General features: G+C 67.3%; 20 protein-coding genes and 1 pseudogene. 8 read left to right on the forward strand and 13 right to left on the reverse strand.

Annotated elements, in window-relative coordinates:
* Both CF68_RS30790 and CF68_RS30795 read right to left on the reverse strand, forming a co-directional pair.
* Positions 1-1,326: MFS transporter (locus tag CF68_RS30790; protein ID WP_035826508.1), on the reverse strand; the 1,326-nt coding region annotated here is incomplete at its 3' end.
* A 95-nt stretch (positions 1,327-1,421) separates the two neighbouring features.
* Positions 1,422-2,255, reverse strand: a complete 834-nt coding sequence (locus CF68_RS30795; protein WP_035826469.1) for a shikimate dehydrogenase — start codon at positions 2,253-2,255, stop codon at positions 1,422-1,424.
* Positions 2,256-2,519: 264 nt separating this feature from the next.
* Between CF68_RS30795 and CF68_RS30800 the strand changes: the two genes are divergently transcribed.
* The 4 genes from CF68_RS30800 to CF68_RS30815 all read left to right on the forward strand — a co-directional run bounded on the left by CF68_RS30800 (position 2,520) and on the right by CF68_RS30815 (position 7,777).
* Complete coding sequence (locus CF68_RS30800) at positions 2,520-3,602, forward strand: 4-hydroxyphenylpyruvate dioxygenase family protein (protein WP_035826471.1); 1,083 nt, start codon at positions 2,520-2,522, stop codon at positions 3,600-3,602.
* Between the two features lie 480 nt (positions 3,603-4,082).
* On the forward strand, positions 4,083-5,849 hold the full coding sequence (gene xsc, locus CF68_RS30805; RefSeq protein WP_035826510.1) for a sulfoacetaldehyde acetyltransferase: 1,767 nt from the start codon (positions 4,083-4,085) through the stop codon (positions 5,847-5,849).
* A gap of 126 nt (positions 5,850-5,975) precedes the next feature.
* Positions 5,976-7,010: a phosphate acetyltransferase gene (gene pta / locus CF68_RS30810; protein ID WP_035826474.1), complete on the forward strand. Its 1,035-nt coding sequence runs from the start codon at positions 5,976-5,978 to the stop codon at positions 7,008-7,010.
* Entirely contained in the window at positions 7,007-7,777 is a 771-nt protein-coding gene (locus tag CF68_RS30815) for a sulfite exporter TauE/SafE family protein (RefSeq protein ID WP_035826476.1), read from the forward strand. The genes pta and CF68_RS30815 overlap by 4 nt, the downstream gene beginning before the upstream one ends.
* Before the next feature lie 35 nt (positions 7,778-7,812).
* Here CF68_RS30815 and CF68_RS30820 read toward each other — a convergent pair whose 3' ends face one another.
* From CF68_RS30820 to CF68_RS30865, 10 genes are all read right to left on the reverse strand, one after another.
* A complete protein-coding gene (locus tag CF68_RS30820) occupies positions 7,813-9,117 on the reverse strand; it encodes an MFS transporter (protein WP_035826479.1) in 1,305 nt (434 codons plus the stop codon).
* A 36-nt stretch (positions 9,118-9,153) separates the two neighbouring features.
* Positions 9,154-10,650, reverse strand: a complete 1,497-nt coding sequence (locus tag CF68_RS30825; protein WP_035826482.1) for an amidase — start codon at positions 10,648-10,650, stop codon at positions 9,154-9,156.
* Positions 10,651-10,898: 248 nt separating this feature from the next.
* A complete protein-coding gene (locus CF68_RS37825; protein WP_010810355.1) occupies positions 10,899-11,075 on the reverse strand; it encodes a hypothetical protein in 177 nt (58 codons plus the stop codon).
* A gap of 139 nt (positions 11,076-11,214) precedes the next feature.
* Positions 11,215-11,922 (reverse strand): GntR family transcriptional regulator, encoded by a 708-nt coding sequence (locus tag CF68_RS30835; protein ID WP_022539212.1) that lies wholly within the window; start codon positions 11,920-11,922, stop codon positions 11,215-11,217.
* 71 nt (positions 11,923-11,993) lie between these two features.
* Positions 11,994-12,992, reverse strand: coding sequence for a 2Fe-2S iron-sulfur cluster-binding protein (locus tag CF68_RS30840; RefSeq protein WP_035826487.1), 999 nt, complete (start codon positions 12,990-12,992; stop codon positions 11,994-11,996).
* Between the two features lie 8 nt (positions 12,993-13,000).
* The gene (locus CF68_RS30845) at positions 13,001-13,480 is read right to left on the reverse strand and encodes a heme-binding protein (protein ID WP_013953475.1); all 480 of its coding nucleotides are present in this window, start codon (positions 13,478-13,480) and stop codon (positions 13,001-13,003) included.
* 30 nt (positions 13,481-13,510) lie between these two features.
* Positions 13,511-14,956, reverse strand: a complete 1,446-nt coding sequence (locus CF68_RS30850) for an aldehyde dehydrogenase family protein (RefSeq protein WP_035826489.1) — start codon at positions 14,954-14,956, stop codon at positions 13,511-13,513.
* A gap of 25 nt (positions 14,957-14,981) precedes the next feature.
* Positions 14,982-15,713 (reverse strand): TenA family transcriptional regulator, encoded by a 732-nt coding sequence (locus tag CF68_RS30855; protein WP_010810360.1) that lies wholly within the window; start codon positions 15,711-15,713, stop codon positions 14,982-14,984.
* Positions 15,714-15,890: 177 nt separating this feature from the next.
* Positions 15,891-16,823 (reverse strand): ornithine cyclodeaminase family protein, encoded by a 933-nt coding sequence (locus CF68_RS30860; protein ID WP_035826491.1) that lies wholly within the window; start codon positions 16,821-16,823, stop codon positions 15,891-15,893.
* Positions 16,824-16,882: 59 nt separating this feature from the next.
* On the reverse strand, positions 16,883-17,578 hold the full coding sequence (locus CF68_RS30865) for a sulfite exporter TauE/SafE family protein (RefSeq protein ID WP_035826495.1): 696 nt from the start codon (positions 17,576-17,578) through the stop codon (positions 16,883-16,885).
* Between the two features lie 448 nt (positions 17,579-18,026).
* Between CF68_RS30865 and CF68_RS30870 the strand changes: the two genes are divergently transcribed.
* The 4 genes from CF68_RS30870 to CF68_RS30885 all read left to right on the forward strand — a co-directional run bounded on the left by CF68_RS30870 (position 18,027) and on the right by CF68_RS30885 (position 20,647).
* Positions 18,027-19,565, forward strand: coding sequence for a hypothetical protein (locus CF68_RS30870; RefSeq protein ID WP_035826497.1), 1,539 nt, complete (start codon positions 18,027-18,029; stop codon positions 19,563-19,565).
* An 86-nt stretch (positions 19,566-19,651) separates the two neighbouring features.
* A complete protein-coding gene (locus CF68_RS30875; RefSeq protein ID WP_035826499.1) occupies positions 19,652-19,993 on the forward strand; it encodes a 2Fe-2S iron-sulfur cluster-binding protein in 342 nt (113 codons plus the stop codon).
* Position 19,994: 1 nt separating this feature from the next.
* Positions 19,995-20,318 carry a hypothetical protein gene (locus CF68_RS30880; protein ID WP_035826502.1) on the forward strand — a complete coding sequence of 108 codons (324 nt, stop codon included), beginning with the start codon at positions 19,995-19,997 and terminating at the stop codon, positions 20,316-20,318.
* Between the two features lie 26 nt (positions 20,319-20,344).
* Complete coding sequence (locus tag CF68_RS30885; protein WP_035826504.1) at positions 20,345-20,647, forward strand: 2Fe-2S iron-sulfur cluster-binding protein; 303 nt, start codon at positions 20,345-20,347, stop codon at positions 20,645-20,647.
* Between the two features lie 99 nt (positions 20,648-20,746).
* Here the strand turns inward: CF68_RS30885 and CF68_RS30890 are convergent.
* Positions 20,747-21,203, reverse strand: a pseudogene (locus CF68_RS30890) (cobalt chelatase); the annotation flags it as partial.

The following is a 21,203-nucleotide window of genomic DNA, read 5'->3' on the forward strand; positions in this document are numbered from 1 at the left end:
GGCGACTTCCGGCACCTTGCGCGGGGCCAGGAAGAACAGCCAGGTGAGCGCGATGAAGTAGGCGCAGGGGATCATCGTGAACAGCACCGCATAGTTGTTGTGCGTCGATGTCAGTACGTAGCCGACCAGCTGCGTCATGAACATGCCGCCGATGGCTCCGATCATCCCGCCGAAGCCGAACACCGAGCTGACCACATGCTTGGGCGTGTAGTCCATCACCATGCTCCAGATATTGGCGGTCCACGCCTGGTGCGCGCCGATGGCGATAGAGATCGCGGCCACGGCCATCCACAGGCTGCTGGCGCCGGCGGCCATCACCACCGAAATGATGCATGCGGCAAACACCAGCATCGACAGCAGGCGCGCTCGCACCGCCGGCATGCCGCGGCTGATCAGCCACGACGACAGCGCGCCGCCGCCCACGCTGCCCACGTCGGCCGCCAGGTAGATCACGATCAACGGCAGGCCCATCTGCGTGACGCTGATGCCGAGCTGGTACTGCTGGTTCAGGAACGGCGGCAGCCAGTACAGGTAGAACCAGAACACCGGCGCGGTGATGGCGTAGGCCAGGGCAAAGGCCCAGGTGCCGCGCATGCGCAGGATTTGCGAATAGCGGATGCGGTGCGGCGGCGGTTCGACGTCTTGCGTGATGTGGGCCAGTTCGGTGGCGCTGACGGTCGGGTGCTGTTCCGGGTTGTGGTAGCGGGCATACCAAAACGCCAGCCAGATCGCACCCAGCGAGGCGATGACAATAAAGGCCGCCTGCCAGCCCCAGGCCTGCAGGATCAGCGGCAGCATGATCGGCGTGAGCATGGCGCCGACATTGGTGCCGGCATTGAAGATGCCGGTGGCAATGGCGCGCTCGCTCGCCGGGAACCAGATGCGCGTGGTCTTGACGCAGGCGGGGTAGTTGGCCGCCTCCGACAAGCCAAGGAAGAAGCGGCAGATCATGAAGCCGACCGCGGACGCGGCAAAGGCATGGGCACCACACGCGATGCTCCACAGCAGCACCGCCAGCGCAAACGCGCGCTTGACACCGACCATGTCGATGAACCGCCCCTGCAGCGCAAAGCCGATGGCGTAGCCCACCTGGAACCAGAAGTTGATATTGGCGTAATCCTGCGCGGTCCAGGCCATGGCCTTGGCCAGCACCGGCTGCAGCACGCCAAGCGCGGCACGGTCGATGTAGTTCAGCGTAGTCGCGAAGAACACCAGCGCCAGCATGCCCCAGCGCACCTTGCCGAAGACAAAGGCGGCGCGGATCTTGTCGCCGAGCGAGTTGCCGGGTGCCGCAGCAGCCGGCAACTCCTTGTGAGTCGTGGTCATCTTGTCTGTCTCCACCGTTGGATTGGAAATGCTTGCCGGCGTGCCTTTATGGGATGGCATCCGCTCGGCAGTCGGTCAGGGCATGCGCCCTGCCCTCAATACCGGATCTGCGCAACCGCGCGCAGCGCTTCAGGTGTGGCCGTGCCATAGCCAAAGAACTCCAGGTAGGCCGGAATCATCTCGAACAGCATGTCGGTGCCCACCTGGACCTTGCAGCCGCGGGCCAGCGCGGCTTCAAGGAAGGGGGTGTATTCGTGCTTCATCACCACCTCGCCGACCATCGCGCCGGGGGCAATGCGCGTGACGTCGAACGGCAGCGGGTCGCCTGGGTGCATGCCCAGCGGGGTCGCGTTGACCACCACGTCGAAGCCTTGCGGATCGTCCGATCCGGTGCTCACGCGCAGCGCCGGGTAATGCTCGGCCAGGCGGCGGGCCAGCGCACGCGCGGCGCCTTCGCGGGCATCGAACAGCGCCAGTTCCGCCACGCCGGCTTCGGCCAGCGAGGCGGCGATCGCGCTGCCCACGCCACCGCTGCCGGAGACGATGGCGCGCGCGCCTTCCGGCCGGCAGCCCTTGCGCACGATGCCGCGCACGAAGCCGGCGCCATCGAACTGGTCGCCGACCAGCGTGCCGTCGTCGCGCCGCAGCACGGCGTTGCACGCACCGGCGATGCGGGCGGCCGGCGTGAGCTCGTGCACCAGTTCCAGCGTAGCGACCTTGTGCGGCATGGTCACGAGCGCGCCGCGGATATTGGTCAGCCGGAACAGGGAGCGGAACACTTCGGCATAGTCGTCGGGCTTGACGCCCATCGGCACCACCACCGCATCGATGCCCTGCTGCGCGAACCAGGGGTTGTAGATCATCGGCGCCTTGAACGACTCCGTGGGATAGCCAAGGTGCGGGATAAGCGTGGTCTTGCCGTTGATCATGGTGTTGGCGAGCCTGGCGGCCGGCCCGGGTGCGTTTCGATGACCGGAGATTAGTGGCCGGCTGCCCGCCAGCCAAGCGTCCTTTACGCCATATTGCGCGATCAGTGAACGCATATGCGCGATCAAGGCGCGCAGTTCGGGTTTCTACGAGGTGCTGCGATGCGCCGTCCAGGCGCGGCCCGGCGAGGGCGCGTTGCTATGATCCGATCGTCGCCGCAATGGCCCGGCACCGCCCCCCATCGCCACCCAACAGGAGCAACGACAATGAGCGCCGCAGACGTCTCTTCCCCGCGCGCCGACGATTTCCAGACGTGGGACAACCCGCTCGGGATCCAGGGCTACGAGTTCATCGAATTTGCCTCGCCCGACCCGGCCGCGCTGGGCCGCACCCTTGAACGCTTCGGTTTTGCCGCCATCGCCCGCCACCGCCACAAGGCCGTGAAGCTGTACCGGCAGGGCGAGATGAATTTCATCGTCGATGCCGAGCCGGATTCGTTCGCGACGCGCTATGCCAGCGAGTACGGCCTGTCGATCTGCGCCATCGGCATCCGCGTGAACGATGCCGCGGCCGCCTTTGCCCGCGCGCTGGAAGCTGGCGCATGGCCCTTCGAGGGCGGCACGGTGGGGCCGATGGAGCTCAATATCCCCGCCATCCAGGGCATCGGCCAGTCGATCCTCTACTTCATCGACCGCTGGCGCGGCAAGGAAGGCCGGCCAGGCGACGTGGGCGATATCTCGATCTACGACGTCGATTTTCGCCCGTTGCCGCAGCCCGACAATGCGCCGGACGCGGGGCTGCTGCGCGTCGACCACCTGACCCAGGCCGTGGAGCAAGGCCATCTAGAGGAATGGCTGGACTTCTACCGCAAGGTGCTGGGCTTCCGCGAGCTCCAGCCAGCCAGCGGGGCGCACGCGCTGGTGTCGCCGTGCGGGCGCATTCGCATTCCGCTGTACGAGAAGGGAACGACGCGCCATGACCAGATGCGCCACTACCTGTCGGACCAGCACGGCGAGGGCATCCAGCATATTGCGCTGGCCAGCGCCGACATACTCGCCAGCACTGCTGCGCTGGCCGGCAACGGCGTGCAGTTTGTGCAGCCGCCGGCAGCCTACTACGACTCCGTCGACACGCGCCTGCCCGGCCATGGCCTGGACCTGGCCGCGCTGCAGCGCTACGGCATCCTGGCCGACGGCGCCATGCGTGCCGATCGCACGCAGGAGCGCTTCCTGCAGGCGTTCGTGAGGCGCGAGGCGGGCGAGTTCTTCTTCGAGATCGTCCAGCGCGACGGGCATCAGGGCTTCGGCGAGGGCAACCTGCCAGTGCTGGAAGCGCTGTCGGTACGCTGACACGGCCCCGTCCCGCCAGCACGCAGCCCAGTCAAACCGCGCCCTGCTGAGCGCACCAGCTCGCACTTCCTCGCCGCGTCCCTGAGGCGGCGGGCTCTTCACACTTCCCGCCATATTCGCCAGCGCCGGTGATCTCTCACCGGCGTCCTGCTTGCCTGCCCGGCCCGGGCGCACCCCCGATCTCCCCGTCCTCGCAGCGCGTATCAACGCCCGATAAATGGCGTTTACGACACCCAAATCGGATTTTTGTCTCATTTTTTCATTTATTTCATTCCATAAATCAAAACTTCCTATTGACCAATCGGAGTCTTCCGCCTACATTTCCCCCAACAAGCAATTTTCCGGAACGTCCCGTTCCACTTTATAAGACCCTCATCAGGAGACAACGCCATGCGCGACCTCGATACCACCTCGAATCCCGCCGTTTCCGGTGGCTCGGCCGCCGCGAAGGAGAGCCAGGTCCCGGCCGGCCCGCAGACCATGACCCCGTCGGAAGCCTTCGTTGAAACGCTGGCCGCCAATGGCGTGACCGACATGTTCGGCATCATGGGCTCGGCCTTCATGGATGCGATGGACATCTTCGCGCCGGCGGGCATCCGCCTGATCCCGGTGGTGCACGAACAAGGCGCCGGCCACATGGCCGATGGCTACGCCCGCGTGTCGGGCCGCCACGGCGTGGTGATCGGCCAGAACGGCCCCGGCATCTCCAACTGCGTGACCTCGATCGCCGCTGCCTACTGGGCCCACAGCCCGGTGGTGATCGTCACGCCCGAGGCCGGCACCATGGGCATTGGCCTGGGCGGCTTCCAGGAAGCCAACCAGCTGCCGATGTTCCAGGAGTTCACCAAGTACCAGGGCCATGTCACCAACCCGGCGCGCATGGCCGAGTTCACCGCGCGCTGCTTCGACCGCGCCACCGCGGAAATGGGCCCGACCCAGCTGAACATCCCGCGCGACCACTTCTACGGCAAGGTCAACGTCGAGATCCCGCAGCCGCGCCGCCTCGACCGCGGCCCCGGCGGCGAGCAGAGCCTGAACGATGCGGCCGAGTTGCTGGCCAACGCCAAGTTCCCGGTGATCATCTCGGGCGGCGGCGTGGTGATGGCCGATGCGATCGAAGAGTGCAAGGCCCTGGCCGAGCGCCTGGGCGCGCCGGTGGTCAACAGCTACCTGCACAACGACTCGTTCCCCGCCAGCCACCCGCTGTGGTGCGGCCCGCTGGGCTACCAGGGCTCGAAGGCAGCGATGAAGCTGATCTCGCGCGCCGACGTGGTGATCGCGCTGGGCTCGCGCCTGGGGCCGTTCGGCACCCTGCCGCAGCACGGCATGGACTACTGGCCGAAGAACGCCAAGATCATCCAGATCGACGCCGACCACAAGATGCTGGGCCTGGTGAAGAAGATCTCGGTCGGCATCTGCGGCGACGCCAAGGCCGCCGCGGTCGCGCTGAGCCAGCGCCTGGCCGGCCGCACGCTCGCCTGCGACGCCACCCGCGACGCCCGCGCCACCGATATCGCCAACGAAAAGGCCGCGTGGGAGAAGGAGCTGGACGACTGGACCCACGAGCGCGACCCGTACAGCCTGGACATGATCGAAGAGCAGAAGCAGGAGCGCACGCCCACCGGCGGCCAGTACCTGCATCCGCGCCAGGTGCTGCGCGAGCTGGAAAAGGCCATGCCGGAAGATGTGATGGTGTCCACCGACATCGGCAACATCAACTCGGTGGCCAACAGCTACCTGCGCTTCGAGAAGCCGCGCAGCTTCTTCGCGGCGATGAGCTGGGGCAACTGCGGCTACGCCTTCCCGACCATCATCGGCGCCAAGGTCGCGGCACCGCACCGCCCGGCCGTGTCGTACGCCGGTGACGGCGCCTGGGGCATGAGCCTGATGGAAACCATGACCTGCGTGCGCCACAACATCCCGGTGACCGCGGTGGTGTTCCACAACCGCCAGTGGGGCGCGGAGAAGAAGAACCAGGTGGACTTCTACAACCGCCGCTTCGTCGCGGGCGAGCTGGACAACCAGAGCTTTGCCGACATCGCCAAGGCGATGGGCGCGGAAGGCATCGTGGTGGATCGGCTGGAAGATGTCGGCCCGGCGCTCAAGCGTGCCATCGACCTGCAGATGAATCATGGCAAGACCACGATCATCGAGATCATGTGCACGCGTGAGTTGGGGGATCCGTTCCGCCGCGATGCGCTGGCCAAGCCGGTGCGTTACCTGGACAAGTACAAGGACTACGTCTGAGTCTGAGCCTGTACAGGCGCCTCGCTTGCAATCGGTTTGCTCCCTCTCCCGCACGCGGGAGAGGGAGCAAACCGCAAGCATGACAAGGGCTCCGGCCCTTTTTTCCGTTTCTGAAACCATCCGACCATGAAAGCCATCCTCCGCATCATCGACCGCGCCCGCGCCGCGCCTCGCCGCATCGTGCTGTGCGAGGCGGAAGACCCGCGCATCCTGCAGGCCGCGCAGCGCGCCACGCAGGAAGGCATCGCGCGCATCGTGCTGGTCGGCAACACGCGTCAGATCAACGCCGCCGCGGCCATCCACGGTATCGGGCTGGACGGCATGACGCTGGTCGACCCGGCCACCTCGGCGCTCGCGCCCTCGTTCGCGCAGCAGCTCTTCGCGCTGCGCCAGAAGAAAGGCATGACGCTCGATGAAGCGAAGCGCGCCGTGCTCGATCCGCTCTGCTTCGCCAACCTGATGGTGCGCCTCGGCCACGCCGACGGATCGGTGGCGGGCGCCGACCACACCACCGCCGACGTAGTGCGCAACGCGATCCAGCTGATCGGGCTCGCACCCGGCTTCCGGCTGGTGTCGAGCTTCTTCCTGATGATGCTGTGCGAGCCGTTCCACACGCTCAAGGGCGGGCTGATCTTCTCCGACTGCGGGCTGGTGGTGGATCCGGATGCCGATGCGCTTGCCGATATCGCCATGGCCGCGGCCGACAGCGCACGCACGTTGCTGATGGAAGAGCCACGCGTGGCCATGCTGTCGTTCTCGACCAGCGGCAGCGCCAGCCATGCGGCCGTGGACAAGGTGGTGGCCGCCACCGAGCGCGTGCGCGCGCAACGCCCGGGCCTGGCCATCGATGGCGACGTGCAGCTCGATGCCGCCATCGTCGCCGAGATCGCCGCGCGCAAGGTCGCGCATTCGCAGGTGAACGGCCACGCCAACGTGCTGGTGTTCCCCAGCCTGGAAGCCGGCAATATCGGCTACAAGCTGGCCGAGCGCGTCGGTGGCGCCAAGGCCATCGGGCCGATGCTGCAGGGGCTGAACAAGCCCGCCAACGACCTGTCGCGCGGCTGCAGCGCCGACGATGTATTCCATGTCATCGCCGTCACCGTGGTCCAGGCGCAAGCCACCGCGGAACAGGCCAGCAAGGGCGAGCAGGCGGTGGCATGAAAGCAGAACTGTTGTTGCCGCTGCTGGGCCTGCAGGCCCTGCTCGGCGCCGGCACCTATTTCCAGACGGTGACCGGCTTTGGCCTTGGCATGATCGTGATGGGCGTCACCAGCGGGCTGGGGCTGGCCCCCGTGGCCACCGTAGCCGCGGTGGTCAGCCTGGTCACGCTGGCCAACAGCGCCTGCGCCCTGCCAGGCAAGCTGCAGCATATCGACTGGCGCGCCGTCGCCGCGGCGGCCATCGGCATCCTGCCGTCGGTAGTGGTCGGCGTGCTGGTGCTGGAGTACCTGAGTTCCAGCGCAGCCACCCTGCTGCAACTGCTGCTGGGCGCCGTGATCCTGTATGGCGGCCTCAGCGCCGCGCTCAAGCCCGCGCCGCTGGCGCAACGCTCCGGCGACGGCACCTTCTTTGTCAGCGGGGTATTCGGCGGACTGCTGAGCGGCATGTTCGGTGTCTCCGGCCCGCCGCTGATTTTCCAGTTCTACCGGCAGCCGATGAAGCCGGTTGAAATCCGTTGCGCGCTGATCGTGGTCTTTACCGTGACCTCCACCGTGCGCACGTTGTTCTCGGCCTGGCAGGGGCAGCTCGATGCCGCCGTGTGCGTGCAGGCAGCCATCGCCGTGCCGGTGGTGGTGATCGCCACGCTGCTGGGGCGGCGCTTTCCGCCGCCGTTCTCGCCGGCCACGACGCGCAGGGTGGCGTTCGGGGTGTTGATCGGGATCGGGGCCAGCCTGATGCTGCCGGCGATTTCGGCGTGGGTACTCTAAGGGCGCGCGGCGCGCCCTTAGAACCGGGACCGGCCTCAGGCGATTGACCCTGCGGGCTGCGCCAGCGGCGCGGTCTCTTCCTTCTCCCCGCCGCCGCCCGCCTGCCCCAGGTCCATGCCGGTGGTCTCGGGCAGCAGCACCGCGGCGACCACCACCATCGCGTAGCCGACTCCCGCCACGATGGCGATCGCGATCGGCAGCGAGGTGCGCCCCGTACTCAGCCACCCCACCGACAGCGGGAACAGCGAGCCGATGACCCGGCCGGCGTTATACGAAACGCCATACCCCGTTGCCCGGATATCGTTGGGATAAGACTCGGAGATGGTCGCGCCGATTCCCGCGAACACGCCCTGCATCAGGATGCCGAGCGGGAAGCCAAGGAACAGCATCGACGTATTCGACACCGGGATCACCATATAGACCAGCGCGGCCACGAACGCCCCGACCGCGAAGGCGATGTAGGTCAGCCGCCGGCCCCAGCGGTCAGTGGCATAGGCGCCCGCCACGTAGCCGATCAGTGAGCCGATGATGGTGACCGCCAGGTAAGAGCTGGTGCCGAACACCGACAGGCCACGCTCGGTCTTGAGGAAGGTCGGCAACCACGTGGCAATGGCGTAGTACGCGCCCAGCATCCCGCCCGAGAGCAGGCTGCACAGCAAGGTCTTGGACAGCAGCGGCCCACGGAACAGCCGGCCCAGGCCTGCCAGCGCCGTCCCCTGCCGGCCGGCGGCCCGGCTCTTCAGGAAGATTTCCGGCTCTTCCAGGTTGCGGCGCAGGTAGATCACCACCAGCGCCGGCAGGATGCCGAGGAAGAAGCAGACCCGCCACGCCGTCTCCGCCGGCAGCACGCTGAATGCGATCGCGTACACGATGGCGGCCGCGCCCCAGCCGAAGGAATAGCTGCTGGCGGTAAAGCCCGAGTATTTGCCGCGATGGGCCGGGTTGCGGATCATCTCCGTCACCAGCACCATGCACAGCGACGACTCCCCGCCAAACCCCAGGCCCTGGATCATGCGGAACAGCATCAGCTGCTCCGGCGATTGCGCCAGCCCGCACAGGAAGCAGGCCCCCGCGAACACCACGATGGTCCAGCGCAGCACCCGCACGCGCCCGTAGCGGTCGGCCAGGATGCCGGCCCCGATCGCACCAACCAACGACGACACCAGCGTCCAGGTGACGATGGCGCCCGCTGTCGACTTGCTCATGCCCCACTGCCCCAGCAGCGTGGAGATGAGGAACGAATAAATCATGAAGTCGAAGACATCGACCGCATGCCCCAGGAACGCGCCATAAAAGCCCTTGCGCTCCATGCGCGACAAATCACGGAACCAGTCGAACATGATCCCTCCCTGTGGTGTGTGTGGTGGTGTGGTGGCTTAGTTGTTGCGGTCCGCCGGCAGGACTGACGGCCGCGGCGGCGGCCGGAAAGCGTGGCCCGCGTCTTCCAGCAGGCTGGCAAAGCGCAGCGCGGTGAGATCCCGGTAGCGGCCGGCGACAATCTGCACGCCGACCGGCAGGCCACTGGTGCCGGGGCCGATCGGCGCGACCGCCGAAGGCAGCCCGCACAGCCCGGAATGGCCGGCCCAGAACAACTGCGTGGTCATCGGCTGCGCGCAGCCGTTGACGGTGAGGCTCCGTTGCCAGGGCTCGCCGGCCTCGTCCAGCACGAAGGCCGTGGTGGCTGCGGCCGGGCACAGCAGCACGTCATAGGTGGAGAAGAAGCGCCGCCACGCGGTGGCAAAGCGTTCGCGGGGCACCTGCAGGCGCAGCCAGTCGCGATGGCGCAGGGTCGCGCCGGTGTACTGGAGGGTGGCGTAGGCATGGTCGTCCGCGGCGGCTGTGGCGGTGCGGTTCAACGCATCGGCATAGGCCGCATCGTCCATGTGCACCGCGGTGGTCGCGCGCAGCAGCGTCACGTAGACATGCCACAGTTCGGCCGCATCGAAGTCCGGCCGCACATGCCAGTCCACGCGCGCGCCCTGCCCGGCCAGCCAGTGGCCCAGTTTTTCGATCTGCGCGGCGACCTCGCCGTCGGCTTCAGCCTGCGCATGGGTGGGCAACACCGCGACGCGGAAGTCGGCCAGCCGTCGGTGCGGACACTCTGGCAGATCAAGGCGGTAGGGCAGCGCCTCGTCGCCGTGCGGGCCGGCAATGGTGCGCAACACCGGTTCCAGGTCGCGCGCGCTGCGGGCCAAGGGGCCGGCGACATTGATGTCCTGTTCGCCGAAGCGCGCCGGACCCACCCCGTGGCCTGCCAGCGGCACCAGGCCATGGCTGGGCTTGAGCGAGAAGATGCCGCAGTAGTGAGCCGGATTGCGCAGCGAGGAGCCGATATCGGAGCCCACATCGAAATACGACAGGCCGGCGCACACCGCCGCCGCGCTGCCGCCGGACGAGCCGCCCGGCGTGCGCGACGGATCGTGCGGATTGCGGGTGGTGCCGTAGATGGCGTTGTAGCTTTGCCAGTCACGCAGGCCGAGCGGGATGTTGGTCTTGCCGAGCAGGACGGCGCCGGCATCGCGCAGGCGCTGCACTACCGCGGCGTCGCGCTGGGCCGCACGGCCCTGCATGGCCGGATTGCCGCAAGTGGTCGGCCAGCCGGCGACGTCGAACGATTCCTTGACCGAGAACGGCACGCCATCGAGCACGCCGCGCGCTTGCCCTGCCCGGCGCCGCCGGTCGCTTTCCAGCGCCGCGGAGCGGGCGGCATCGAAATCTGACAGCACCAGCGCATTGATGATGCCGTGCCAGTCGTGCCACGCGGCTTCGCAGCAATCCACCAGTTCTACCGCAGAGACTTCGCCGGCGGCGAGCCGCTGTGCCACCTCCCACAACGGCGGAAAACGGCCGGGAGCCCGGTCGGACAGGTTCACATCGACTCCTTGTCATTATCCGAGCCGGCAGCGGCGCGGTGGGGGCGTATAGGACAGGCTTCGGGAAGTACTGCGAATGCGTTGGTATACTATATTCCGTATTTAAAGGAGCGCAAGCGAAAGTGTCACGCGCGAGCGCGCTCAGGCACGCCAGCGGTGAAATGGGTAGAGGGGGAAGGGTCGGCGGGCAGAACGCCTGCCAGGAGGCAACGGCGGCGTGCTGACGCCGCCGGGTCAGTCAGGCTGGATCAGCAATGGCCACGGCGTGGGGCGCGGCCGCCCAGCGCCAGGAAGAAGCGGCCGATATCGCGCAGGCGCAGCGGCAGCAGCGGCGTGGCATGGCGGACGGCATTGCGCGCGGCAAAGTGGTGCAACAGTTGCTGGCCGACGGGTTGCGATAGATAGCGTTGCTCAGGCGACTGCATGGTAAATCCCTATTGATCTGGAATGCCTACAGTATACCTAAATTGGTGCAATGCGCCATGGCGGCGCATGCAATGCCCAGTTGCCGGGCACGCAACGAAATGCTGAAAACGGGAGGGGAAAAACCGGGGCCCGACGCCCTCAGGCCGCCTCTGCCCTGCCCTGCCCGTCCACCGGCAAGTCTGCCGCCTTGGCGGCACTGTAGACATGGCGCGCGGCCAGCAAGGCGGCAAGGTCGGCATCCCCGGCGATGACTGCCTGCAGGATCTGGGCGTGTTCATCCCAGTTCTGGCGGGCGCGAACCACGTTGGCCGGGCCGAACAGCACCGCGGTGCGCTCGCGCAGCGAACGCATCATTTCCTGCAGCACGCTGTTGGCGGCTATGGTGCCGAGCACCTCATGGAAGCGGGTATTGAGGGCGAGCAGCTCATCCGCGCGGCCCTGCGCGGCGGCATCCATGCCCTGGCGCAGCACGGTCTCTAGCTCAGCAACCAGCGCCGGGTCGCGGCGCTGCGCGGCGAGCTTGGCGTTGAGCCCTTCCAGCGTAGCGCGCACCTCTACCATCTCACGCGCGATCACTGGCGACAGGCTGGCCACGGTTGCGCCGCGGCGCGGCTCGATCACCACCAGGCCTTCGCTGGCCAGCGCGCGCAGCGCTTCGCGCACCGGGATGCGCGACACGCCCAGTTCGGCCGACAGCTTGTTTTCCACCAGCCGTTCGCCTGGCGCGTACTTCCCGTTCAGGATGCCTTCACGCAGCTTGTCGGTGACAAGGGCGAACAGCGGCGAGTGGCTGGCACCGAGGCTCAGCGGCTCGGCAGGCGCGGCAGGAGATGGAGTGAGAGACATGGGTCGGCAAAGGCGCAAGCGGAAAGGCTGGCGTCATTGTATACCAGCCGCTCCCTGTATACCGCCATGTCTTAACAATGCTGGAAGGTGAAGCTGTCCGCATAAATGTGATCCGTACTGGCGCCGCTCGCCAGGAAAGCGGCGCGCGCGTCTCGGATCATATTGGGAGAACCGCACAAATAGATGGCGTGCTCGCTCAGGTCACCCAGGTCCGCCAGCGCCGCATCGTGCACGTAACCGCGCCGGCCTTGCCATCCTGCGCCGGCACGGGACAGCACCGGTACGTACTGGAAGTCATACAGCCGCTCGCGCCAGGCGGGGATATCGGAGTGCAGGTACAGGTCTTCCGGCTTCCGCATGCCCCAGTAGAGCGACACCGGCGGGCAGTCGGGATCGTCCATCAGCGATTCGAGGATGGCCTTGATCGGCGCCAGCCCGGTGCCGGTGGCCAACATCAGCAGTGGCCGGTAATCCATGGCGCGGTAGAAGAAGCTGCCGAGCGGCAGTTCGACGTCAACGGCGTCGCCCGCTTTCATCTGCGGCAGGATGCCGTCGGTGAAGGCGCCGCCCGGGATGCGCCGCACGTGCAGGTCGACCCGTCCGTCGCGCGGCACCGAGGCCATCGAGAAACTGCGCGCGCGCCCGTCCTCGCTCAGCAGCTTCAGGTACTGGCCTGGGCGGTAGTCGAGCGCGCCCGTGTCCGGCACCTCCAGTTCGATATGCAATACGTCAGCCGACAACGGCCGCACCGCCTGCACTAGCGCCCGATAACGCGCCGGCTCGGCGCACGCCTCGTCTTCGCGCGCGATGCTGATGACCAGGTCGCCCAGCGGCTGCGCCTGGCAGGCCAGCGCAAAGCCGGCGGCGGCCTCGTCCGGTGCGAGGCCGAACGGTTCCTCGTCATACCGCACCTGCCCGTCAAGCAGCCGGATGCGGCAGGTGCCGCAGCCACCCAGCTGGCAGTCGTGGGGCAAGGCGATGCTGGCGCGCCCGGCAGCCTGCAGCAGGGTCTCACCGCGTTCGACAAAAAAGACCTGCTGCGTTTCGGCGATCTGGATGCGGTACGACATGGCGCCTCCTACTTCTTGATATCGGCCTGCACCAACACCTTCAGGTCCTGCGGCGCCAGCAGCTCGGCCAGCGCCTGCAGCGCGGCCAGCCCGGCCTGCGTGTCCTGCTCGCCGTTGCCGCCCGACAGGCCGATGCCGCCGATCACCTCGTCATTGACCACGATCGGGAAGCCGCCCACGAACGCGGCGAACTTGCCCTCGAAGCTCCACTGGATGCCGAACGCCTCGTTGCCCGGCAGTGCCGGCCCGTTGGGCGGCGTGGTGAACAGGTGCGTGGAGCGCTTGTGGCCCGCGGCCGTGAACGCCTTGTTCCATGCGATCTGCGGCCCGGTGATGCGGGCGCCGTCCATGCGCTCGAGCGCGAGCGGGTAGCCGCCCTCATCGACCACGCAGATCGACTCCAGCACGCCGATTTCCTCGGAGCGCCGGATCGCCGCGGCGACCATATGGCGCGCCTCGCGCAGTTCCAGCTTGATGGCCTTTTTCATGTCTCTTTGACTCCTTTGTGACGGCCGGGCTCAGGCGCCGCGGTAGACCGTCTTGACCTGCGTATAGAACTCCAGCCCGGTGCGGCCCGACTCGCGGAAGGTCGAGGTGCTTGAGCGCTTCACGCCGCCGAACGGCGCGTTGACCAGGTTGCCGGTGGTGGTGCGGTTGACCTTGACCGTGCCCGCCTCGATGTCCGTGGCGAAGTGGTGGATGTAGCGCGGGTTGCTGGTGACGATGGCCGCCGCCAGCCCGTACTCGGTGTCGTTGGCCTTGGCGATGGCGTCGGCGTAGTCGGCGAAGCCCAGGATGGCGATCACCGGCCCGAAGATCTCCTCGCGCGCGATCCGCATCTGCTGCGTCACGTCGGTGAACACCGTCGGCGCCACGTAGTAGCCCTTGTCGAAGTCGCCGCCGGCAAGGCGCGCGCCGCCACACAGCAGCGTCGCCTCGGACTTGCCGATATCGATATAACGCAGCACCGTTTCCAGCTGCTTGTGCGACGCCAGCGGCCCGAGGTCCATCCCGGCCGTCATGCCGCTGCCGACCTTGAGCGTGGCGACCTTCGCCAGCAGGCGTTCGGTGTACGCCGCCTTGACCGACTCGGCCACCAGCACGCGGCTGGTGCCGGTGCACGCCTGCCCCGACAGCGAGAAGCCGCCCTTGATGGTCAGGTCGACGGCGCGATCGAGGTCGGCATCTTCCATCACGATCAGCGGATTCTTGCCGCCCAGCTCCATCTGCGTGCGCGTGATCAGCGGCACGGCGCGGTGGATCTGCTCGCCGGCGCGCGACGAGCCGGTGAACGAGATGGCCCGCACGGCCGGCGCCTCGGTGATGGCCGCGCCGATTTCCGCCGCGCTGCCGGTGATGAAATTCAGCACGCCCTTTGGTAGGCCGGCCTTGACCAGCGCCTCGGCCAGCCGATAGCCCGACAGCGGTGCCTCGGACGACGGCTTGAACACCACCGTGTTGCCGGTCACCAGCGCGGGGGCGATCTTGCGGGCCGGGATCGATACTGGGAAATTCCACGGCGCGATCACCGTCACGACGCCCAGCGGCTCGCGCTGGCTATAGACGAGCTGGTCGGGGTCGTCGTTCGGGTACACCTCGCCGGTGAAGGTCTGCCCTTCCACCGCGTAGAAACGCAGCGTCTGGGCCGAGCGCAGAACTTCATCGCGGGCCAGCGCCAGCGCCTTGCCTTCCTCGCGGGTCAGTTCGGCGGCAATGCTGTCGGCGTTGGCCTCGAGATGGTCGGCGGCACGGTTGAGGATGGCGGCGCGCTTGCCGACCGGGGTCTTTTTCCAGCTGGCGAACGCTGCCGCCGCCGCGGCGACGGCCGCCTGCGCGTCCACCGCGGCAGACGCCTGGAAGCGGCCCACGATATCGGCGGTATCGGCCGGGTTGACGTTATCGAAGGTGCGGCCCGACTGGCAGGCCGCCCATTCGCCGTCGATATGGTTGAGGAATACAGTCATCGTCGATCCGGTTGCGCTGCGGCGCTCAGGCCGCCATGTCGAGTTCGGGCAGCGGCAACTCTTTCTCGACGTAGTCGTGATAGAGCGCCGTCGTGTACAGCAGCCGCATCTGCGCGCCGATCTCGCAGATCTTCAGGCAGCGCTGCTGCAGTTCCGGCGTGTTGGCGTGCTCCAGCACGATCTGGTAGCCGCGCTCGCCGTGGATCTCGTCCGAGACGATATGCAGGTCGAAGAATTCGACTTCCTCGTCGGTGAACTGGTACTTGTCGCGCAGCGTCGGGGTCTGCTTGCGGTAGATCGACGGCACCTGCGACTCCAGCCCGACCACCAGCCCGGCCACCGCGACGATGGGGTCTTCACGCATGGCCACGGCGTAGCACCAGCTCTGCAGGCCGCGGGTGGTGGGCGACATATTGTCAGGGTCAATCACGCGCTCGCGGGTGGTGCCGCAGGCTTCGGCGAAGCGGATCAGCAGGTCGGTATGGCGGTCGCCGCCGATCTCTTCCTCATACATATTGGCGAGCAGGAAATCCTTGGCTTCGGTATAGCGGTCCGGGGTGCGGGCGTAGATGTAGCCCAGGTAATCCGCGAACGGGCCGACGTAGTGATAGTGGTTCTCGGCCCAGCGTGCGAGATGGGCGCGGGTCAGCTTGCCGCTGGCCCAGGCCACGCTGAACGGCGCCTTGTTGGCGCTCTTGCCTTTGATGGCTTCTTCGAGGGCGGCACGGAATGCTTCGCGGTTCATCAGTTCGGCCATGGCGGGAGGCTCCTGGTTGGCGATGTGGGGCGATTGAGTGGGTTGGATGCCGGGGTCGCTTCGTAAATCGAATAGCCCTTGCATGGTTGTATACTATATACAATCAGTCAGCGACGACAAGGGCTCCGTTGACTAATCACGTAAGTGTTTACCCGGCGCTGGAGCGGGCCATGGGGATCAGGCGGCGCGACGCCCCGCCACGCCAGCGATGCGGGACCAGGCGAAGCCCGCCAGCGCCACGTCCTCCAGTCCCACGCCGACTGACTTGTAGATCACGATGTCGTCGTCCCGCTGGCGCGGCGACGCCTTGCCCAGGACCACGTCTCCCAGTTCGATGATCTTCTCGTACGGAAGGGCCTGCGGATCGGCCAGCACGATGTCGCCCGCCTCGCGCACGGACTGCGGGCGCCACTCGACCACCACGGCGGCAGCGCGGCGCAGCGCGGTGTCGTCCAGTTCACGCGTATGCGGCAGGCTGGAGCCGATGGCGGCGACGAAAGCGCCAAGCCGGAGCGACGCGCCCGCGAACAGCGGCGTGGTCGTGCGCGACGCCGTGACGACGATATCGGCCTCGGCCACGGCAGCATCGGGCTGCGCCAGCGTGACCGGGATGCCGCACAGCGCCGACAGCCGCGCCGGCATGCCGGCATCGGCGTGCGGATCGGACACCAGGATGCGCGCCAGCCCGAGCGTCTCGGTGAGCTGGCGCGCGTGCTGCACGCCCTGCGTGCCGGCGCCGAACAGCGCCAGCGTGCGCGCGCCGGGCCGGGCCAGCCGCTGCGCCGCGAGCGTGGTGCAGGCAGCCGTGCGCAGGCGCGTGATGGCGCCAGCGTCGAACGAAGCGAGCGGACGGCCGTCGTCGGTCGAGAAGATCAGGATGACAAAGGAGAACTGGCCGTTGATGGTGGTGTAGACCTTGGCGCCCGCCACGCCCTGCTGCGGGATCACCGCACCCAGCGTGGACAGCTTGACGCCGCCCGCCTCGGTGCGAATGCGCTCCTGCATCGCGGCGTCGCCGCGCCCGAAGCTGGAAAAAGCGGCTTCCATGACTTGCCGGGCATCTTCCGGGCTGACGTGGGCATCGATCATCGCGTCTGTAATGTGCTGCATGGGAACTCCGCTGGTTGGGATGGAGACAGGAAAGACAGTGATCTCTGCGGGCCAGAGCGTCACGAAAAAGCGGTGCGGCCGAGCACACCGAGTGCCCCGGCTGCGCAAAGACCCAGCAGCAGCCGGCGCACCGCCCCGGGCGAGACGTGCCCGCGCAACCGGTTCGACAGCGCGAAACCCGCAAACAGGAATGGCGCAAGGGCCGCCGCCAGCACCAGTTGCGGCAAACCGAAGCGCCCCGCCAGCGCCAGCATGGAGAGCGACAGCACCGCGCCGCCAGACAGGATGCAACCCATCGTCGCGCGCATCGGCGCCGGCGCCATGTGCTGCATGACCAGCGCGAACGGCGGCGCACCGGCCGAGGTGATCGTGCCCATGAAGCCCGACACGGTGCCGGCGATGACCACATTGGGCGAGGTCGGCAGCAGGCGCCAGCCCAGCAGGCTCAGCGCCACGGCGGCGAGTATCGACACCGAGAACAGCACCCCCAGCGGACCCGGCGCCAGCCACGCAATGGTCAGCACCGCTGCCGCCCCGCCGAGTGCGCGCCCGATCAAGGCGAAGCCTGCGATGCGCCACGCGATCGCCTCCCGCTCACGCAGCGCGCCCATCAAAGAGAGACAGCAGCCCATCGCCAGCAGCGGTCCCGGCACGAGGTCCGGGAAAAAGATTGCGCCCAGCGGCGCCGAAAGCATCGCGAAGCCGATCCCGCCCACGCCTTGCAGGCAAGCGCCCGCCAGGATGAGAGCACCCATCCATAGATAAGTGGAGACGGAGAGGCCGGCGGGGAGCAGGGAGTACAACGTGGCGGGCAAGGCAGAGGTCATGGCAGCAGGTCGGGACAGCAGCTTGGAGGGCGTACGAAGCGGGTTGGAGGGACGGCCTTATACGGGCATGCCTCCTGCTCATATTGCTCGCACTTCGCGAGGAAGTCGCGCGTTACGGTATACAGTCTACATGTTACAGCGGCGGCCCGGCAAATCACTCACCCTGTCCGCGCACCACTTAGAGGACGCTTCATACCGTCGCAGGCCCAATAAATGTGCGGCGTTCGGGCAACTCGCACCAGTCTGGTCTAGGCGTAATTCCGGATGAAAAACCTGTTGCCGCGAGATTGCATCGGAATATAGTATACCGACACCGGATTCCGAAGCTGACAGGAAATCCGGGCCCCCACAACTCCTCCGCCCCCAGGGAGTCTTCATGTCACAACAAGTCGTGATCGGTGCCGCGCACTGGATCTATCTGTCAGGGGTAGCAGTCATCGTGCTGACGATGATCCTGCGCGCCAATGTTGTCGTCCCTTCCATCGTCGGCACCGCCCTGGTCGTGTTTGCGCTTACCGGCAGCCCGGTTTCGGCGCTGGGCGGGGTGTTTTCCGCGAGCCTGGTTGCCGCCAAGGAGCTGTTCAATATCTTCCTGGTGATCGCGTTCATGACGGCGCTGCTCAATGCGCTCAAGACGCTGCGCTCCGACATCCGCATGGTCGAGCCCTTCCGCGTGGTGATGAAGAACGGGCATTCGGCGTTCTTTATCCTGGCGGGCATCACTTACGTCATCTCGCTGTTCTTCTGGCCAACCCCGGCCGTGCCGCTGGTCTCCGCGATCCTGCTGCCGGCCGCTATCGCGGCGGGGCTGCCGCCGCTGGCGGGCGCGATGGCCATCGCCATCGCCGGCCAGGGCATGGCGCTGTCATCGGACTATGTGATCGGCGTCGCGCCCGGCATCAGCGCCAAGGCGGCCGGCGCGGCGGTGAGCGCCGCGGTGGTGGCCGATCGCGCGCTGGCGCTGTCGATCATCACCGGCACGATTGCGCTGTGCCTGGCCTATCTGTCGATGCGCAAGCATATCGTCCCCGCCTGCGGCACCCTGCTCGACCGCTGGCAGGCGCGCGCCAGCGGCAGCGCCGAGGCGCTGGAAGGCGGCGGCACCTTCGACAAGGCCGAGATCGCCAGGGGCACCGCCCACGTCGAGCCGCTGGCCAGCGACAGCAATATCGAGGCAAGCCTGGCGATGGTGGCCCGGCGCCGGGTGAAGTGGTCGAAATGCTTCGCGATCGTGACGCCGATTGCTTTCCTCGCAGTGGTCGCCGTCATGGTGCTGCCCAAGCTGGGTACCGGCGTGCAGGACCTCAAGGGCGGCGATGCGGCTGCGCTGGTCGGCGGCGTCGCGGCGGTGCTGATGATGCTGGCGACGCTGGCCGCGGAAGGCCCGCGCCGCATGCTCGACGTGTGCCCGGAGCACATCACCGACGGCTTTGTCTTCGCCTTCAAGGCGATGGGCTCGGTGCTGCCGATCGCGGGCTTTTTCTTCGTCGGCGCCGGCGAAACCGCCGCGCAGATCCTGGGCCTGCCGCCGGGCAAGGCGCCGAGCCTGCTGTTCGAACTGATCCAGGCCTACCAGCACATGATTCCGGACAACCACGTGCTGGTCGCCTTCGGGGTGCTGCTGGTCGGCATGATCACCGGCATCGACGGCTCCGGTTTCGCAGGCCTGCCGCTGACCGGCACGCTGGCCGGCGCGCTCGGCCCGGTGGTCGGCTTCGACCCGGCCACACTGGCCGCGGTGGGCCAGATGGGCGCGGTCTGGACCGGCGGCGGCACGCTGGTGGCGTGGTCGTCGCTGATTGCGGTGGCCGGCTTCGCCCGCGTGCCGGTGCTGGACGCGGTGCGCGCGCTGCTGATCCCGGTGCTGATCGGGCTGGCATGCTCCACCGTGGCCGCCATGGTGTTGTGGTCGTAGGCAGCTGCAAGCGCCGCCTGGGCCGACAGATTTCCCCGACTTCTCTTGACGCCGGGTGGGCGCCCCACCCCGGCAGGAACCGCACGATGCCGACAGTCACTTTCCACAAGCAGGGCCAGACCTTCGTCGACGAGGTCAAGCCCCAGACCAACCTGGTCGTCCGCGCCGGGATCCGCCAGTTCCCCTACCCCAACCTGCGCTACGAGTGCGGCATGGGCAAGTGCTCCAAATGTGCCTGCCGCGTGATCGCCGGCGCCGAACACCTGCCGCCGCCCAACTGGAAAGAGAAGAAGCAGCTCGGCGAGCGGCTCGAACAGGGCTACCGGCTTGCCTGCCAGCTCTGGATCGAGCATGACATCGAACTGGCCCAGGACGACCTGCCCGCCCAGGCACCTGCCATCGTGGCCACGGCCGGCGCGGATGCCTGACATGTTCGTCCTTCTCACCAGCCGCCCCGGTCAGTTCCACACCGAGCCCACCGCGGGCATGACCGCGGTCGAGGCATACGACTACGTCTTCTATGGCAAGCGCACCGCGCGCTTTGTCATCGCGGAACTGGCCGCCGACACCAAGGTGCGGGTGATGGAAGAATCGCCGCCCGGCATCGTCAACCTGGTGTCGACCAAGTTCCTCGACAAGTACGCCACGCTGGAAGCCGCCCGCTTCGCGCTGCGCGAGCTGGCCAGCTTCGGCAGCATGGACATCGCCCTGGTGCCCGCCCCGCTCGCCATGGCAGGCGCTCCTGACTACTAACGCCTGACCTTCAGTCAATCTTCGCCATGATCCAGATCACCTTCCTCACCAACCACGGCAAGACGGTCAGCGCGCCCGTCAACAGCAATCTGCTGCGCGTGTCGCTGCGCGAGCAGGGCGGCATCCCTTTCAAGTGCGGGGGCGGCCTGTGCGGCACCTGCAAATGCCGCATCGAAAAGGGCCACGAGCATACGGACGCGGTCAAGCCGAAGGAAAGGAAACTGCTGACCGAGGAGGAGCTGGCGACGGGATTCCGGCTGGCCTGCCAGACTTTTATCGATGGGGATATCGCGGTGTCATGGCAGCCCAGGGAGACGATGCGCGGTTGAGCGGGCGCTGAGGAGAGTGCGCCTTCGCGCCTGTACGATTTCCTGGCCGTGTACGCATAACGCGAACGCCGCCAGCGTTTCCGAACGCCAGTCTTGCCGCTACCGCCGCCTCGCCCCCACCAGCCCCGCCACCTCATCCAGCATCGCCATATCCACCGGCTGCGACAGGTCCAGCGCCAGCGTGTGCCGGTAGTAGGGGCTTAAGTCCAGCCCTACCCCCAGCCCCAGCACTTCCACATCCCGCAGCGCCTCATGCCGCGCCACCACCGCCTTCAGGTGGTTGTCGAGGTAGCAGGCGTCATTGGCCTGCCCGGTCGCGGTATCCATGGGGCTGCCGTCGGACACCACCACCAGGATGCGGCGCGCCTTGCCGCTGGCGTGCAGCCGCGCGCAGGCCCACTCCACGGCCTCGCCGTCCACGCCTTCGCGGAACAGGTCGGCCTTGAGCAGCGCGGCGATGTCGGTGCGCGCGCGCCGCCAGCTGCGTTGCGCGTCCTTGAACACCATATGGCAGGTCTCGTTGAGCCGGCCGGGGTGCTGCGGGCGGCCGCGCGCG

The organism is Cupriavidus sp. SK-4 (assembly GCF_000611125.1).
GTDB lineage: Bacteria > Pseudomonadota > Gammaproteobacteria > Burkholderiales > Burkholderiaceae > Cupriavidus > Cupriavidus necator.